Below are 15,153 nucleotides of genomic sequence, written 5' to 3'. Positions count from 1 at the left end.
TGCTGAAATTGCGGGGACCTGTGTGGGTCAGGGGGATATGGTAGGCCCTGTGGCGAGGGAAATCCCCTCGCCAAATCGAATCCTGGCCTCATTAGTTCGGAAAATTCCTAAGGTTATTTCCAAAAATAATCTGAACTAAAACCGTGAATTGCTACTCAGAGTTTCTGAAAGGCTGGTGAAGCCCTTCAATGCTCCTATGTTGTGTTAAGTGTTGGCAGATATCTGGACCCCGCCCTAGCGGTCCGGAACTTGGACCCCGAACTTCCCCCTCCCCATACGAAGTCCGGGGTTTTTTTTGCCCGCGATTTGGCTTATTCCGCCTCTTCGCTGCCCTTGTCTGCCAATTCCATCCAGTCGGCCAATACAGTGTAGGCCTCTTCCAGGCCCATGCGCTTGGGCGCCGAGAACAACTGGATGGTGATCGTCTCGCCCCACCCCTTGCGGATTTCCGACTGCACTTTGAGCAGGGTGTTCTTGGCTGCGCCGTAGGTGAGCTTGTCTGCCTTGGTCAGCAGGATGTGCATCGGCATACCGCTGGCGACAGCCCAGTCGAGCATCAGCAGATCGAAGTCGGTCATCGGATGGCGGATGTCCATCATCAGAATCAAGCCTTTCAAACTCTCGCGGCTGCCCAGGTAGGCTTCTAGATGGCGCTGCCAGTGTTGTTTGAGCGGGATGGGGACTTTCGCGTAGCCGTAACCGGGCAGGTCGACCAAACGGCGTTCATCGTCTAGCTTGAAGAAGTTCAAGAGCTGCGTGCGACCCGGGGTTTTCGAGGTGCGCGCCAGGCTTGCATGGGTCAGGGTGTTCAGTGCGCTGGATTTACCGGCGTTGGAACGCCCGGCGAAAGCCACTTCAAAGCCTTCATCGTCGGGGCATTGATCGACTTTGGCGGCGCTAAGCATGAAGGTGGACTGTTGGCACAGGCCGAGGATGGGGTTCTTCAGTTGCATGGGATTTCCGATGTGGGTGGCGTCGGGAATGGACGCGGCAAGCTGTGTCGTTTCCGTTTCAGTGACGCCAGTATATAATGCCGCAGATTTTGTGTGCGCTTTGTCCCAGCGTAGGATGAAGCTCACGGGAGCGACCGACTGAAATTGCGCACTAGAACGCAGCTCGCTCTCAACCCTGAAAAGGTCGTTTTATGACGAAATGGCTGCTAGCTGCCGGTGTCTTGATGCCGCTTTACAGCGCTCAGGCTACACAGGATCCGGAAGCTGTGTACAACCGTGTTTGTGGTGCCTGTCATTCCGGCCAACTCCCCATGGCACCCCGCAAGGGTGATCAGGAAGCTTGGACGCCGAGGTTGGCGAAAGGTATGGAGACGCTGGTGCAACACGTGACCCAGGGTTTCAAGGCGATGCCGCCGCGTGGTTTGTGCATGGACTGCAGTGCCGAGGATTACCGAGCCATCATCCAGTGGATGAGCGAGTAAACCCGGTCCATAACTCTTTAACCCTTAGCCGTAGTTGGATTAGCTGATGAACAAACTGATCGTGAGTCTGCTGTTGACATTGGGGATATCCGGCGTAGCCCATGCCGCTGGCGATGCCGCCGCCGGCCAGGCGAAAGCCGCCGTATGTGGGGCCTGCCATGGTCCGGATGGCAACAGCATGGCACCAAACTTTCCGAAACTGGCGGGCCAGGGCGAGCGTTACCTGACCAAGCAGTTGAAGGACATCAAGGACGGCAAGCGTGTCGTGCTGGAAATGACCGGCCTGCTGACCAACCTGAACGATCAGGACCTGGCGGACATGGCGGCTTATTTCGCCAGCCAGAAGGGCAGCGTTGGCGCCGCCGATCCAAAACTGGTCGCACGTGGTGAAGCGCTGTTTCGCGGAGGCAACCTGGAAAAGGGGCTTCCAGCTTGCACCGGTTGCCACTCGCCTGACGGCAAAGGTAACGCAGCGGCCGGCTTCCCGCACCTTGGGGGCCAGCACGCTCAGTACATTGCCAAGCAGCTGACTGACTTCCGCAAGGAAGCAGACGGTCGTAACAATGATGGCGAGGCGATGATGCGCACCATTGCCCGCAAGCTGAGCGACGAAGAGATCGCGGCGGTGGCCAGCTACATTCAGGGCCTGCACTAAGACCGTTGGCCGGGCGTTGTGAGGGTTTACATCTCTTGCAACGTTAACGCTCGATTAATCTGTCGATGCGAACATCAAAAGGGTGGCTTTGGCCGCCCTTTTTTGTGGCCGCTACCGTTACACTAGCGAACTTGAACCCGTCACGGCCTGTCTGAAAAACACGCCTCGCGAGGTCACCTCATTGTCCAGGAGTAAAGCATGCGTAATCTGATCATCAGCGCCGCGCTCGCCGCTGTCAGCCTGTTCGGCATGGCCGCCCAAGCCAACGCCGAGGAATCGAAAGCCCCTTACGTCGAATTGAGCAATCCCGTTCCGGTGGCCGTGCCTGGCAAGATCGAAGTGGTGGAACTGTTCTGGTACGGCTGCCCGCATTGCTACGCGTTCGAGCCGGTCATCAACCCATGGGTCGAGAAACTGCCTTCGGACGTTAACTTCGTACGCATTCCGGCCATGTTCGGCGGCCCATGGGACGCCCACGGCCAGATGTTCCTGACCCTCGAAGCCATGGGCGTCGAGCACAAGGTTCACGCTGCAGTGTTCAATGAGATCCAGGTTGAGAAGAAGCGTCTGACCGATCCTGAAGAAATGGCTGAATTCCTCACCACCCAAGGTGTGGACAAGGACAAGTTTCTGGCGACGTTCAACTCCTTCGCCATCAAGGGCCAGATCAACAAAGCCAAAGAACTTGCCAAGAAATACGAGATCACTGGCGTACCCACCATGGTCGTCAACGGCAAATACCGCTTTGATATCGGTTCGGCCGGTGGTGCTAACCAGGCGCTGGAACTGGCCGACCAGCTGATTGCCAAAGAACGAGCGGCAACCAAGGCCGCCGCTAACTAAGCGCGGCGCTGACCATGGCCCGCTGGAGCACCGAACGCGTCGTTGGCCTGCATGAACCGCGGGTCAATGAGCATCATATCGCCTCCACGGGCCTGCCTGCCGACAACTGCCTGCGGCTGCTCAGTTTCAATATTCAGGTGGGCATCAGCACAGAGCGTTACCGGCATTACCTGACCCGTGGCTGGCAACATCTGCTGCCGCACACCGGACGCGCCGTCAACCTGCAGAAGATCGGCGACCTACTGAAAGATTTCGACCTGGTGGCCTTGCAAGAGGCCGACGGTGGGAGCCTGAGATCGGGCTACGTCAATCAGGTGGAGCATCTGGCTCAACTGGGTGCTTTCCCCTACTGGTACCAACAACTCAATCGCAACCTCGGACGCCTGGGCCAGCACAGCAATGGTGTGTTGAGCCGCCTGCGGCCGTGGGCGATAGAAGACCACCCGTTACCCGGTCCCAAGGGACGCGGAGCGATCCTGGCGCGCTTTGGCGAAGGTCCGGAGGCGTTGATCGTGGTCATGATGCACCTGGCCCTTGGGGCTCGTACCCGAACGATGCAACTGGCCTACATCCGCGAGCTGATTGGTGACTACAAGCACCAGGTATTGATGGGCGACATGAATACCCATGCCAACGACTTGCTGCAAAATTCGCCGTTGCGTGATCTTGGGCTGCTCGCCCCACAACTCGAAGCCACATTCCCCAGCTGGCGCCCCCAGCGCTGTCTGGACCATATTCTGCTGAGCCCCACCTTGACCCTCGAACGGTTCGAGGTGCTGGCTCACCCCATTTCCGACCACCTGCCTGTCGCGGTCGAAATTCGTCTGCCGGGTTCGCTCACGGCGGATGCATTCCCCGCACTGAGTCCTGCCCCTCGCGGATCCCATGAATGAGCGACGAAGCCGAACGCTGGAGAGAGAAGTACTTCAAGAGCATCGAACAGCAAGAAAAGCTCGAGCGCCGCTGGGCGGCTCGGCTCGACTTGCTGCGTCGCGGCCTGGTGCGCAGTACGCTGGCCGCCGAAGGCACTGACCGGGCGGTCGATCAGTGCATGAAAGAAATGCGCGAAGTGGTGCGCACCGATGACATGGACGCCGCCCTCGCCGCTCTTTTACCCCGCCTGGAGAAAGCTGTGCTCGATTCCGAGCAGCGTCGCGAGACTCGGGTCGAACAGGTGAGCGCCGCATTGACTTCCCTGGTCGCTCAGTTACAAACCTTGCCGCTGCCAAAGGAAGTCAGCCGGCCCTTGAAAAAGTTTTCCAAGCAGTTGGAAGACCGGGTGGACCAGGCTCGGGAGATTCCTTTGCTGCTCAGTGAACTGAGCAGCTTGCAGGGCCAGGCGCTGAGTGTGCTGGAAGCGCCCACTGAACCGAATCGTCCCGGCCTGCTGCAACGGTTGTTTGGTGGCCACGGCCAGGAAGAAGCGGCGCCTCCGCCGCACGAACCTGCCCAGCGCAGCGCGGTACCGGTTTTGGAAACGACACCGCCGGCACCGGCACAGTTAGCGACTGACGCTGCGCCTGTCATAACTCCAGTTCCAGCCCCGGCAGTGTTAGCCGGACCCGCGGCAACGGTCGATGAAGCGCCTGAACCGGTCGCGTTCATTCCGCCAATGGTCGATCCCGATCCAGAACGCTCTCCGTCACCGGTATCCGAAGCTGCCGAGCCGACTCTGGAACGAGATGAAGCTACCGAGCAGGAGGAGGCAACCGAGCCGGCGCCGATTCCCACGGAACAGGCGGTGCCGGTACCCGCCCTTGGGAACCCTGATGAGCTGATGCCCGAGGAGCCGCCGCAAGCGTTGGACGAGTCGCTGCCCCTCCCGGAAGAGCCCGTCGAACCCTCGGCCGCGGTCGAGCCGGCAGCGTCTGAGCCGGAGGACGACCATTATGAACTGCCCGACTCACCCGAGCCGTCCTACAGTTCGGTGGCCAGGCATATAGAAGACACCCTGTTGGGCCTGCTGGGCGACCTGACCCTGCCCGAGCGTCATCGTCCCCAGGCCGAGGCCATGCGCGAACGGCTGCAAAATGGCTTGAACTGGTATGAATTACTGCCAATTCTCGACGATCTTGCCGTGCTCATGCTGGCAATTACCGACACCGGCCAACATGAATTCGAAGCGTACCTGCAGCGCCTCAATGACCGGCTTGAGTCCTTCCAGAGCAGTTTACGGGCAGCCAGTGAAGACCATGCCGATAACCAGTCGGCCTCCCGGGAAATGGACACGCAGATTCGCGAGCAGGTGGATGGCTTGCAAAGCAGCGTGCAGGAAGCTGATGACCTGGAAGGTCTCAAGCAAGTGCTGGAGAACCACCTCGAAGGCCTGCTCGGCACGATGGACCAGCACCAGAAGCAGCGCGATCAGCGCGAGCAGGAAGTGTCGGCTCGCCTCAAAAGCCTGGCCGAGCGCGTCGCGCTGATGGAGCAGGATGCCCAGGTTGTCCGGGATAATCTTGAAGAGCAGCGGCAAAAAGCGCTTATCGATCCGCTCACTGGGCTGCCTAACCGCGCCGCCTGGTCTGAGCGTCTCGAACAGGAAGTTGCCCAATGGCAGCGGCACGGCAACAGTCTGCTGCTGGCCATGCTCGATCTGGATCACTTCAAGCGCATCAACGATAACTACGGCCACCTGGCAGGTGATCGGGTGCTGAAGATCATCGCTTCGGTGCTGCGCAGACGTTTGCGTGGCAGCGATTTTATCGCCCGCTTTGGCGGTGAGGAATTTGTCCTGCTGGTGCCCGACACGCCGCTGGCGGCCGGAGCAAGACTGGCCGAGTCCCTGCGCGCAGCCATCGAGGCCTGCCCGTTTCACTTCAAGGGTGAGCCGGTCACGATCACCGTGTCTGTGGGCATGACCGCGTTCAAAAGCGGGGAGCACAGCGATTCGGTGCTTAAAAGAGCCGATCAGGCGCTATACAGAGCCAAAAATGCTGGGCGCAATCGAGTGGAATGGGGCTGAAGGCAATTGTTCCATTTTGTGAATCCCGTTATCCGAGCCAGATCATCGCAACGCGATACGTTACACTGTTGCATTACCCCCAGCGTGTAATGCACCTGCCATGAAATTTTTTTCGCTCATTGCCTTCTTACTGGTTCTGGCCGGTTGCGCCAGCGGCCCCAGGCTCGATACCAGCCACCCTTCAGTCAATCATGACAACCGTATCCAGTTCGTGGTGCTGCATTACACTTCCGCGTCCCTGGAGCGGTCCCTGGCTCTGCTCACCCACGGCGAAGTCAGTGCGCATTACCTGATCGGCGATGATAAAAACGCGACCGTCTACAAGCTGGTAGATGAAGGCCGGCGCGCCTGGCACGCCGGAGACAGTGAATGGGATGGCCGGACCTGGCTCAATTCCAGCTCCATCGGCATTGAGATCGTCAATCCCGGTTTCGTCGATACGCCCACCGGGCGCCTCTGGTATCCCTACAGCGAAGCTCAGGTCCAGGCCTTGATCGCCTTGCTCAAGGACATCTCCCAGCGTAATGGGATCAACCCGCGCAACATCATTGGGCATAGCGATATTGCCCCGATGCGCAAGCTTGACCCTGGGCCGCTGTTTCCCTGGAAGCGCCTGGCGCAAGCTGGGGTGGGGATTTGGCCAGACGAGCAGGCGGTAATCCGCCAGCAGGCGGTTTTCGCGGCGCAGGTACCGAACGCCAGTTGGTTCCAGGCCGAGCTGGCCCGTTTCGGTTACCCGACGCCCCGCACCGGCGAATGGGATGTGGCCACTCATCATGTGCTCGCTGCCTTCCAGATGCGCTTCCGGCCGACCCGGTTCGACGGCATGCCGGATGCGCAAAGTGCGGCTATCCTGCAGGTGCTCAACCAGACAAAATAATGACGCCCGTCCGACGGTCAGGGCTAAATCCAAATCAGAAGCTATAACTCATTGGTAACTTTCGGATTACCAATGATGACGCCTGCCCGCGAAACCCTGCAAAGCTGGCTCCATCGCCCGTTTCTCCTGGCGATGATGGCGGCTGTCCTGAGTACCGTGCTATTGCTGGGCGCCAGTCTGTTCGTGGTGATGCAGCAAATCCAGCAGCGCGAAAGCGACCAGATGAATGCTCAGGGCGAGCGCTTTCTGCAGCGACTCGAGCAGCTTTTCGGACAGTTGCGCGAAAGCCTCGACGATCTGCAAAACCAGCCGTTGCGCAGATGCGACGACGACATGATCGCGACGTTGCAGCAGGTCAGCTTCAACTACCGTTTCGTCTACGAAGCGGCGTATATCGATAGCAGCGGGGTTTGTTCCAATCGTCCACGCCGCAGCGGGTTATCGGTGATCCGACCGCCTGACATCCGGGGGCCGACCTACAGCTACTGGCTCAATACCACCACCGAGCCGGATGAAAACCGTGCTGCATTGATGCTGGGGCGTGGCAATTTTCGCGTTGCGACTTCCCGCGGGCATCTGACCGACGTGGTCGACCTGCCCCCCGGCAGTAGCCTGCTTGTAGTGCTCGATCATGGCGAGCGGGCGATACCGGTGCTGGGTACCGATCAATACTGGCCGCCCACGGAGCCTTGGCCCTCGAAAAGCCGCAATGCATTGCAAGTGACGCAGAACCGCCTGATCTATCGGATGCAGACCGACAGCCCGGAATATCAACTGGTGCTGATTGCTCAACGCAATGGTTTCAATATTCCCTCCAACGCCTGGTGGTTGCTGCCCATCAGCCTGATGCTGGGCCTGGGGATTGGTTTCCAGGTATTCCTGCTGGCGCGTCAGCGCCAATCGATGGACGCCGAACTGCACGGGGCCATCCGGCGCGGGGAATTGCAGGTGCTGTACCAGCCGATCTTCGACCTGCGCAGTCGCAATTGCGTCGGTGCTGAAGCCCTGTTGCGCTGGCGGCGCCCGGACGGCACCCTCACCAGCCCGGATCTGTTCATTCCGATGGCAGAGAACACCGGGCAGATCCGTCAGATCACAGACTTCGTGCTGCAACGCCTGTTCGACCAGTTGGGTCAGCTGCTGCGGGCCAATCCGCAGCTGTACATCTCGGTGAACCTGGCAGCGTGCGACGTCATGGTGCCACGTATCGGCGAAGTGATCGCCCGCCTGCTGGCGTTGCATCGGGTGTCGGCGCACCAGATAGCCTTTGAAGTGACCGAACGCGGATTGGTCGATGTCCTGGTCGCCCGGGATAATCTGCAATCGCTGCGCGATGTCGGGCATCAGGTGTTGATCGATGATTTCGGCACGGGCTATTGCAGCCTCGCCTACCTGCAAACCTTGCCGGTGGACTGCTTGAAAATCGACAAAGCCTTCATTGACGCCTTGGGGCACGATGCCGCCAGCAGCGGTGTGGCCCCGCATATTATCCGCATGGCCCACGCGTTAGAGCTCAAGGTGATTGCCGAGGGCATCGAGCATGAAGCCCAGGCGTCTTACCTGAGCAGCGAAGGCGTGACTTTCGGGCAGGGTTGGCTGTTTGCCCATGCGCTCAGTGCCGTGCAGTTGATCGAGCTGATTACCCGCGGCCGGCGCCTGTTGGGGCGACGCCTGGACGATGAGGCCTGAACCGACTCAGACCGCCAGCGCCATATAGAACTGTGTGCCCTGCCCCGGCCGTGAATAAACGCCCATGCGCCCACCGTGGAGCTGGACGATTTCCTTGCACAGCGCCAGCCCCAGCCCTGCGCCGCCCTTCTTGCGACCGACCTGGACGAAAGGTTCGAAGATCCGTCCCTGCTGGCCGTAGGGAATGCCCTCACCATTGTCCTCGACGCTGATGATCACCCGCTCGCCGTGGCGACGGGCCTGCAGGCGGATCTGACCGTGGTCGCCCGTGTGACGCATGGCATTGTCGATCAGGTTATCCAGCACCCGGTCCAGTTGCGCAGCGTCGGCATGCAGGCGCGGTAAGGGTCCCTGGATCGCCACGAGCAATTGGATGCCCTTGGCTTGGGCCTGTGCGGCAAACCGCAGCCGGGCCGACTCCAGCAGTTCTTCGATGGAACAAGGTGCCAGCGTCAGTTTTTGCAGACCGTTCTGGTAGCGGGAGAAGTTCAGCAGGTCATTGATGAGCTGCATCAGGCGCTGCATTTCTTCGTTGACGGTGTTGAGCAGATCGGCTTCGCGCGATTCCTCAGGAAAATGCACGCGCTCCTGCAACAGGCCGAACGCCATGTGCATGCCGGTCACCGGGGTACGCAGCTCGTGGGACGCGCGCAACACGAATTCACTGCGCACCCGTTCGAAAGCGCGTTGTTCGGTGACATCGTGCAACACCATCACCGCCCCGAGGATGTGCCCCTGGGTATGGCTTACGGGGGTGAGGCTATACGTCAGCAACCGCGACTCGCCATCCACTTCGATGCTCAAGTCGTCCGGTGCCCGCTCCAGCGTTCCCCCGCGCAGCACCAGTTGCAGTTCCTCATCCAAATCCTTGCGTTCCAGCGCCTCGCCCAATCCCTGGCCCAGGCGCTCCTCGTCCCAGCCCAATTGACGCTGGGCCACCGGGTTGAGGTGCTCCAGGCGACCCTGGCGATCGATCATCAGCAAGCCGTCGTCGATGCTGTCGAGTACCGCTTGCAAGCGTTGCTGGCCGGCGAGCAGCTCATCGACGTTGGTGGCCTGATGCTCGCGCAGAGCCTGGGCCATGATGCCGAAACGACGGGTCAGCAAGTTCAGTTCCGAGGCCGAGGAGATCGGCAGCGTCACTTCGAAGTTGCCCTGGCCGATATTATCCGCCGCCGCCGCCAGCGCCTCGATCGGCGCCCCGAAACGTCGGGCGATGCCGTGGGCTGTGATGAAGCCGATGATCAGCACTGCCAACCCTACCAGCCCCAGTAATCCGGAAATCAGCAACGCGCGCTCGCGAGCTTTGTTCTGGGTATCGCTGATGTTGTTCAGCGCCTGCCGATACGCGTCGATCAAGCCCGTGCGCAGCACGTTGAATTTGTCGGTGAGGTTCTGGATACCGGACAGTTGGGCCGGTAGCTGGCGAGAGGCTGAAAAAGCCTCCAGAAAACTGATGTAATCGGCTTTGGCCTTGCTGAAGCTGTCGGCTGAATCGTCCAGCACCTGTTCGTGGGCGATGCCCTCGTCGAGCAACTCGAAGTATTGCCGTTTGGATGCTTCCAGAGCCACCAGGTCGGGCTTCTCATCGAGCATGATCATCAACTGGTCGCCCAGGGTCTGACGCAGCTTGAGGCCCAGGTCGAGCAGGATGAAGTTGTCGCGCACCGATTGTTCTTGGGTATTGGCCATCTGCACCACGCTGACCAGGCCAAGCAACAGCCCCAGCAAGGCCACGGTAATCAGCGCCGAGATACTCAGAAACAGCCGTGTGCGCAGCTTCATCGCCAGTTTCATAAGATGACGCTCACAGGTTGTACTGCTTGCGTTTGCGATACAGCGTGGAGGCATCGATTCCCAGGGTCTTGGCGGCCTGATCCAGCGTGTCGGCCGTGGCCAGCACTGCGCCAATATGCGCCTTTTCCAATTCGTCGAGGCTTAGCGCGGCCCCGATTCGCGGTGCATTGTTGACGGGTTGCTCGGCCATGCCCAAGTGGCTGATTTCGACTTTTTCCTGCGCGCAGATGATGCTGGCGCGCTCGACCACGTTGCGCAGCTCCCGGATGTTGCCAGGCCAGCGATAGCCTAGCAGCGCTTCACGAGCCTCGTCGCTGAAGCCGCGTGCCGGGCGGGCGTATTCCTTGACGAAGCGCGCCAGGAAGCGGTCGGCCAACGTCAGAATGTCTTCGGCCCGCTCGCGCAGTGGTGGCAGATGCAGGGTAATCACGTTCAGGCGGTACAGCAGGTCTTCGCGAAAGCGCCCGTCGCGCACCATGTCTTCAAGGTTGAGGTTGGTCGCCGCGAGGATCCGCACATCGGCACGACGGGTCACCGGATCGCCGACCCGTTCGTATTCCTTGTCCTGAATGAAACGCAGCAACTTGGGCTGCAATGTCAGGGGAAAATCGCCGATTTCGTCGAGAAAAAGCGTACCACCGTCGGCCTGGTTAACCCGTCCCAGCGTGCTTTCACTGGCACCGGTAAATGCACCGCGGCTGTGGCCGAACAGTTCGCTTTCCATCAATTCAGCGGTCAACGACGGGCAGTTGATCGTGACGCAGGACTTCTTCGCGCGTTTGCTCCAGCCATGGATGGCTCGGGCCAGTTCGCCCTTACCGGTGCCGGACTCGCCAAGGATCAGAATGTTGGCGTCAGTGCTGGCGACCTGGCGAGCGGTTTCGAGCACGACTTTCATCGCCGGGCTGTGGGAGTCGAGGCCGTCATTGGGTTTGCGCACTTCCCCTTCCAGGGCTTCCAGTCGCGCCGACAACTGGCGCACCTCTAACTGTTTGGCGGTCGCCAGGCGCAGTTGATCGGGGCTGCAAGGCTTGACCAGATAATCGGCGGCGCCCGCCTGGATCGCATCAACGGCGGTGTCGACCGCCGAGTGGGCGGTGACAATCACCACCCGCATCCAGGGTGCCTGGATGCGCATTTGCGCCAGGACATCAAGGCCGTTGTCTTCTCCCAGGCGCAAGTCCAGAAAGCACAGGTCAAACACCTGCCGCTGCAGCAGGGTGTCCGCCTGGGCGGCGCTGTTGGCGGTGGCGACGCTGTAGCCTTCGTCTTCCAGGCAATAACGGAATGTACGCAGGATGGCGGACTCGTCGTCTACCAGCAGAATGCGGCCTTGATGCTCAGTGGCGGATTCCATTTTTCCTACGCTCCTTTAATGAATGATGTTGGTTAGTGTCAGAAAAATCGGGCAAGTTGCATGGTCGTTTCTGAGGGGATATTACCCACCGACAGCGTACTTGCGAGTGTCTGACTCCTAAAAGGTTGATTTAGGTCCCTTTTTTGCGCCCGCGGCCGCCTCGTACGGTATGGCTTGCCCATTCCGACATCTATTTCCGACGGGCAATTCAAAAAGATTCTATCGCGTCTATCTCCGCCGTTCGTGCATTACGCACGACCTTTGTCGTGGCCATCGTGCAGGATGCGCTCCGGCTGGCTCGCAAGTCATCCATAACTAATTGATTTTAAAGATATTTATATCGCCAAAAATTCTGGCATGCCGAGTGCAATGGTTAGCTCAACGTGGCGTCAAGGCGCCTCAACCAGGTCACCACTCGGGGTGGGGAGGAATTTCAGGATGAATCGTCAACGTGCCGCTCAGTTTCGAATCTCTGCCCTGCATGTTCAGCAGGGTTTGTGGGCAGCAGTGGCCCTGCTGATCACGCTTGTGGCTGGCCAGCAGTTGATGCTTTGGCATCAGAGCCAACAGCCTGAAGCGCCTCTGTTGTCAATTCAGCGCGCCCCGCAAACTCATTTCAGCGCTGTCAGCAGCCTCTCGGATATTTCCGCCTCGATGCGAATGATGGAAGTCGATCAGGCTGAGAGCGGCATGCCCCGCGAGGAGCGCTGGGTGTTTTAACTCGATGAACCGGTCGTCCACTGCACCGGAACCATCACTGCAAGACCCTAACTAAATAGAAAAGCGTAAGGAGAATCACCATGTTGAGCTGGGCAATTACTTTCCTGATCATTGCCATCATCGCCGCAGTACTGGGCTTCGGTGGTATCGCAGGCACCGCCACGGGCATCGCCAAGATTCTCTTTGTCGTGTTCCTGGTGATGTTCATCGCTTCCTTCTTCTTTGGCCGCCGCGGCCGAGGCTGACCATGAGCGTCGCACTCAAAGGATTGGTCGCCGCCCTGCTGCTGGGCGGCGGCACCATGGCCATGGCTGCCAACGACGGACAGATGCGGGTCAATCAGTTGCTCAAGGCCGACCCGCAATATGTCGAGACTTGGCAGCAAGTGGTTAAAAAGGAAGAACGCCTGCCGGAATGGGTGATGAACCTGTCAGGCGATTCGCAGCAGATGAATGCTGTCGAGGAAGATGGCGACAAATACCTGGTCGGTCCGTTGTGCGAAACCCAGGCGACATGCCGCAGCAAGCGCTTGTTCGTCGCTTTCAGTTTCGACAAGGACGAGGCTTATGCATTGCTGGTTGAAGTCCCTGCCGGACTTCCGGCCGACAAGTCGCCGACACGTCATGCTGATTACCGGTTCCTCGGCAATCCTGATGAAGGTATGCAAGAACTGTTAATGGAGCAACTCAAGAAAGATCCGAACTGGTACTGATTCTGAAAGCGAGAAAAGCACGTTGTTTTTCTCCTCTGCACAGTCCGAAGAGGGCCGATGCATGACCAGGGGGCCGGGACGCTCTGCCCGTCTAAGGGCGCAGTGACCTACGGGCACAAGGGGTGCCTGCGAAAGGGCCGGGTCAGGAAAAAGCTTCCACGCAGGCTCGCACAGTCATGACGACTGGCGAACTTGCGTGGAGCTTCGTGCGTTGTAAAGTTCATGCCAGAGCGGTTGGCTATCCTGGCGTCTGCGCCACCCCTGCGTACCACCATCGTTTTTCCCCACTGCTCCACTCCCCCGCATCCGACCGTATATCGGAGATTTATCCGCCCGGTCCGCTCTTTCAAGTGTGCTTCATTCTTCCGTCCTTTGAGCGCTTTTTACGAGGCCGGACAAAACCCCGTTGCGCGGAAAATGGCCGGTTCACGGCATTTTTGCCTGCCGAAATGGCGTATTCGAACCGATGGGTACGCACGTTTTATTTCAAAGACATCATGCCGATTCGGCATAGGGTAGGCGTTTACGGCATTAGACGCCCCTCCTTTGCATCGCAATAGTTGCGCCTTTTTTCGCCTGCCAGTGCGCCTTTGGCGCGTACTCGGGGTGACCTTATATGGGGGCAGCGGCACGCATTCGTATCGCCATCGGGTGGTTCGGTTTGTGGCCAGTTGCCCGAGTCCAACTGAAGTAAGGGTAAAGATATGAAGAAGGCAAGACTAAGCCTCGCCTGGCAGATCCTCATCGGTCTGGTGCTCGGGATTGCAATTGGCGCGCTGCTCAACCATTTCAGTACCGAGAAGGCCTGGTGGATCAGCAACGTGCTGCAACCGGCAGGCGATATCTTTATCCGTCTGATCAAGATGATCGTGATCCCGATCGTGATTTCTTCGCTGATCGTCGGTATTGCCGGGGTCGGTGACGCCAAGAAACTCGGGCGTATCGGCCTCAAGACCATCCTCTACTTCGAAATCGTCACCACTGTCGCCATCGTCGTCGGTTTGCTGTTGGCCAATTTCTTCCAGCCGGGCAGCGGCATCGACATGAGCACCTTGGGTACGGTGGATATTTCCAAGTACCAGGCCACGGCCGCCGAGGTTCAGCATGAACATGCGTTCATCCAGACCATTCTCAACCTGATCCCGTCGAACATCTTCGCGGCGGTGGCGCGTGGCGAGATGCTGCCGATCATTTTCTTCTCCGTATTGTTTGGCCTGGGTCTGTCCAGCCTGCAATCGGATCTGCGCGACCCTCTGGTGAAAATGTTCCAGGGCGTCTCGGAAAGCATGTTCAAGGTCACCCACATGATCATGCAATACGCCCCGATCGGCGTGTTCGCCCTGATCGCGGTGACGGTTGCCAACTTCGGCTTCGCTTCGCTGTTGCCATTGGCGAAGCTGGTGATCCTGGTTTACGTCGCCATCGCGTTCTTCGCCTTCGTGGTGCTGGGGTTGATTGCACGTCTGTTCGGCTTCTCCGTGGTCAAACTGATGCGCATCTTCAAGGATGAGCTGGTGCTGGCCTACTCCACCGCCAGCTCCGAAACCGTGTTGCCACGCGTGATCGAGAAGATGGAAGCCTACGGTGCACCCAAGGCGATTTGCAGCTTCGTGGTGCCGACCGGTTATTCGTTCAACCTCGACGGTTCGACCCTTTACCAGAGCATCGCGGCGATTTTCATCGCTCAGTTGTACGGCATCGATCTGTCCATCAGCCAGCAATTGCTGTTGGTGCTGACCTTGATGGTGACCTCCAAAGGCATCGCCGGCGTACCGGGTGTCTCTTTCGTGGTGTTGTTGGCAACCCTTGGCAGTGTCGGTATTCCGCTGGAAGGTCTGGCGTTCATTGCCGGTGTCGACCGCATCATGGACATGGCCCGCACCGCGCTGAACGTGATCGGCAATGCCCTGGCCGTGCTGGTCATTTCCCGCTGGGAAGGCATGTACGACGATGCCAAGGGCCAGCGCTACTGGAATTCCCTGCCCCACTGGCGCAGCAAAGAGCCGATGCCGGCGGGAGAAACTGCCAGCCGTTGAGGCGCATGATCCCTGTGGGAGCCGAGCTGAACTGGTCAAGTAATTCTGGACACCAGTTAAGGTTTCA

14 protein-coding genes are annotated in these 15,153 nt (G+C 59.2%); 11 read left to right on the top strand and 3 right to left on the bottom strand.

The features are described from left to right. Positions 1–311 precede the first annotated feature (311 nt). Positions 312–953: a ribosome biogenesis GTP-binding protein YihA/YsxC gene (gene yihA / locus MKS85_RS26915; RefSeq protein WP_047229786.1), complete on the bottom strand. Its 642-nt coding sequence runs from the start codon at positions 951–953 to the stop codon at positions 312–314. 191 nt (positions 954–1,144) lie between these two features. Between yihA and MKS85_RS26910 the strand changes: the two genes are divergently transcribed. From MKS85_RS26910 to MKS85_RS26880, 7 genes are all read left to right on the top strand, one after another. Further along, positions 1,145–1,435 carry a cytochrome c5 family protein gene (locus MKS85_RS26910; RefSeq protein WP_003196231.1) on the top strand — a complete coding sequence of 97 codons (291 nt, stop codon included), beginning with the start codon at positions 1,145–1,147 and terminating at the stop codon, positions 1,433–1,435. Positions 1,436–1,481: 46 nt separating this feature from the next. Next, entirely contained in the window at positions 1,482–2,090 is a 609-nt protein-coding gene (locus tag MKS85_RS26905; RefSeq protein WP_047229787.1) for a cytochrome c, read from the top strand. 198 nt (positions 2,091–2,288) lie between these two features. After that, the gene (locus MKS85_RS26900; protein WP_188252218.1) at positions 2,289–2,933 is read left to right on the top strand and encodes a thiol:disulfide interchange protein DsbA/DsbL; all 645 of its coding nucleotides are present in this window, start codon (positions 2,289–2,291) and stop codon (positions 2,931–2,933) included. A 14-nt stretch (positions 2,934–2,947) separates the two neighbouring features. Continuing rightward, a complete protein-coding gene (locus tag MKS85_RS26895) occupies positions 2,948–3,826 on the top strand; it encodes an endonuclease/exonuclease/phosphatase family protein (RefSeq protein WP_047229789.1) in 879 nt (292 codons plus the stop codon). Next, positions 3,823–5,895, top strand: a complete 2,073-nt coding sequence (locus tag MKS85_RS26890) for a GGDEF domain-containing protein (RefSeq protein ID WP_188252219.1) — start codon at positions 3,823–3,825, stop codon at positions 5,893–5,895. Before MKS85_RS26895 ends, MKS85_RS26890 begins: the two co-directional genes overlap by 4 nt. A gap of 100 nt (positions 5,896–5,995) precedes the next feature. Beyond that, positions 5,996–6,775, top strand: coding sequence for an N-acetylmuramoyl-L-alanine amidase (locus MKS85_RS26885; protein WP_188252220.1), 780 nt, complete (start codon positions 5,996–5,998; stop codon positions 6,773–6,775). A gap of 75 nt (positions 6,776–6,850) precedes the next feature. Next, positions 6,851–8,464, top strand: coding sequence for an EAL domain-containing protein (locus MKS85_RS26880; RefSeq protein WP_076386507.1), 1,614 nt, complete (start codon positions 6,851–6,853; stop codon positions 8,462–8,464). 6 nt (positions 8,465–8,470) lie between these two features. Here MKS85_RS26880 and MKS85_RS26875 read toward each other — a convergent pair whose 3' ends face one another. Both MKS85_RS26875 and algB read right to left on the bottom strand, forming a co-directional pair. After that, the gene (locus tag MKS85_RS26875) at positions 8,471–10,261 is read right to left on the bottom strand and encodes an ATP-binding protein (protein WP_188252221.1); all 1,791 of its coding nucleotides are present in this window, start codon (positions 10,259–10,261) and stop codon (positions 8,471–8,473) included. A gap of 10 nt (positions 10,262–10,271) precedes the next feature. Continuing rightward, the gene (gene algB / locus MKS85_RS26870; RefSeq protein ID WP_047229793.1) at positions 10,272–11,618 is read right to left on the bottom strand and encodes a sigma-54-dependent response regulator transcription factor AlgB; all 1,347 of its coding nucleotides are present in this window, start codon (positions 11,616–11,618) and stop codon (positions 10,272–10,274) included. Between the two features lie 438 nt (positions 11,619–12,056). Between algB and MKS85_RS26865 the strand changes: the two genes are divergently transcribed. The 4 genes from MKS85_RS26865 to gltP all read left to right on the top strand — a co-directional run bounded on the left by MKS85_RS26865 (position 12,057) and on the right by gltP (position 15,086). Next, positions 12,057–12,338, top strand: coding sequence for a hypothetical protein (locus tag MKS85_RS26865; RefSeq protein WP_139048722.1), 282 nt, complete (start codon positions 12,057–12,059; stop codon positions 12,336–12,338). A gap of 80 nt (positions 12,339–12,418) precedes the next feature. Then, positions 12,419–12,583 carry a DUF1328 domain-containing protein gene (locus MKS85_RS26860; RefSeq protein ID WP_003177151.1) on the top strand — a complete coding sequence of 55 codons (165 nt, stop codon included), beginning with the start codon at positions 12,419–12,421 and terminating at the stop codon, positions 12,581–12,583. 2 nt (positions 12,584–12,585) lie between these two features. Beyond that, on the top strand, positions 12,586–13,050 hold the full coding sequence (locus tag MKS85_RS26855; protein ID WP_047229795.1) for an inhibitor of vertebrate lysozyme family protein: 465 nt from the start codon (positions 12,586–12,588) through the stop codon (positions 13,048–13,050). Positions 13,051–13,754: 704 nt separating this feature from the next. Beyond that, positions 13,755–15,086 carry a glutamate/aspartate:proton symporter GltP gene (gene gltP / locus MKS85_RS26850; RefSeq protein WP_047229796.1) on the top strand — a complete coding sequence of 444 codons (1,332 nt, stop codon included), beginning with the start codon at positions 13,755–13,757 and terminating at the stop codon, positions 15,084–15,086. Positions 15,087–15,153 lie beyond the last annotated feature (67 nt).

The sequence above is a fragment of the Pseudomonas sp. JL2 genome, from assembly GCF_031570495.1.
Lineage (GTDB): Bacteria > Pseudomonadota > Gammaproteobacteria > Pseudomonadales > Pseudomonadaceae > Aquipseudomonas > Aquipseudomonas rhizophila.
The sequence above is the reverse complement of the archived record's forward strand: the minus strand, read 5'-3'. Positions and strand labels throughout refer to the sequence as shown.

Coding starts and splice junctions, on each gene's coding strand:
- algB (WP_047229793.1), bottom strand. CDS start 11,618: ATGGAATCCGCCACTGAGCATCAAGGCCGCATTCTGCTGGTAGACGAC.
- MKS85_RS26885 (WP_188252220.1), top strand. CDS start 5,996: ATGAAATTTTTTTCGCTCATTGCCTTCTTACTGGTTCTGGCCGGTTGC.
- MKS85_RS26900 (WP_188252218.1), top strand. CDS start 2,289: ATGCGTAATCTGATCATCAGCGCCGCGCTCGCCGCTGTCAGCCTGTTC.
- MKS85_RS26860 (WP_003177151.1), top strand. CDS start 12,419: ATGTTGAGCTGGGCAATTACTTTCCTGATCATTGCCATCATCGCCGCA.
- MKS85_RS26895 (WP_047229789.1), top strand. CDS start 2,948: ATGGCCCGCTGGAGCACCGAACGCGTCGTTGGCCTGCATGAACCGCGG.
- MKS85_RS26865 (WP_139048722.1), top strand. CDS start 12,057: ATGAATCGTCAACGTGCCGCTCAGTTTCGAATCTCTGCCCTGCATGTT.
- MKS85_RS26880 (WP_076386507.1), top strand. CDS start 6,851: ATGACGCCTGCCCGCGAAACCCTGCAAAGCTGGCTCCATCGCCCGTTT.
- yihA (WP_047229786.1), bottom strand. CDS start 953: ATGCAACTGAAGAACCCCATCCTCGGCCTGTGCCAACAGTCCACCTTC.
- MKS85_RS26890 (WP_188252219.1), top strand. CDS start 3,823: ATGAGCGACGAAGCCGAACGCTGGAGAGAGAAGTACTTCAAGAGCATC.
- MKS85_RS26905 (WP_047229787.1), top strand. CDS start 1,482: ATGAACAAACTGATCGTGAGTCTGCTGTTGACATTGGGGATATCCGGC.
- MKS85_RS26875 (WP_188252221.1), bottom strand. CDS start 10,261: ATGAAACTGGCGATGAAGCTGCGCACACGGCTGTTTCTGAGTATCTCG.
- gltP (WP_047229796.1), top strand. CDS start 13,755: ATGAAGAAGGCAAGACTAAGCCTCGCCTGGCAGATCCTCATCGGTCTG.
- MKS85_RS26910 (WP_003196231.1), top strand. CDS start 1,145: ATGACGAAATGGCTGCTAGCTGCCGGTGTCTTGATGCCGCTTTACAGC.
- MKS85_RS26855 (WP_047229795.1), top strand. CDS start 12,586: ATGAGCGTCGCACTCAAAGGATTGGTCGCCGCCCTGCTGCTGGGCGGC.